This window comes from Banduia mediterranea (assembly GCF_031846245.1).
Lineage (GTDB): Bacteria > Pseudomonadota > Gammaproteobacteria > Nevskiales > Nevskiaceae > Banduia > Banduia mediterranea.
Window position 1 is genome coordinate 1 of sequence record NZ_JAVRIC010000073.1, and the last position, 565, is coordinate 565.

Sequence of the window (565 nt, forward strand, 5' to 3'; positions counted from 1 at the left end):
TTCGACGTGGCGCTCGGTGGCGGGGACCCGGGCCACGAGAGTTTCACAGGCGCCGAGCAGTTCCGGCTGGTTGTCTTTGACTTGCACTAGGGCGTGGTTATGGCTGTCGAGCGCGGCCTCCAGCGTTTTTTTTGACAGTGCAGCGCATCGAACGTGAACAGGCAGCCTTCGAGTCCCAGTTCCCGGATCATTTGCTGGGCCACCGGAATCTCGTTGGTCTTCTCGGCGATCTCGCATTGACCCAACACCAGATGATCCGCTTGATCCAGCGCCGAGAGCACTTGGCGCGCCCGTTGATCGATCAGCCGATCGGCACTGCCGCGCAAGACCTTGCCGTCGATCGCGATGTAGCGGAGGTGAGGATCGCTTGTCTGCAAGCGCCGGGCTTGTCGGCGCACCACCGATTCAAGGCATACGGGATCGGTTGCCAGCATCACATCGCGTAGCGCGCCATAGCTGGGCGTGTCTTCCCATTGCGTGCCCAGCAGGGCATTCAGGCGATGCCGTTGCAGCCGGATGAAGACTTCCATCTTCCGGTACGAGGTCGCCCCGCACAGCACCGACA

General features: G+C 61.9%; 1 protein-coding gene. It reads right to left on the reverse strand.

Annotation, left to right across the window (positions count from 1 at the left end):
* Positions 1-86 precede the first annotated feature (86 nt).
* A partial coding sequence (locus RM530_RS18425) for an ISAs1 family transposase (RefSeq protein WP_311366729.1) occupies positions 87-565 on the reverse strand: 479 nt, incomplete at its 5' end.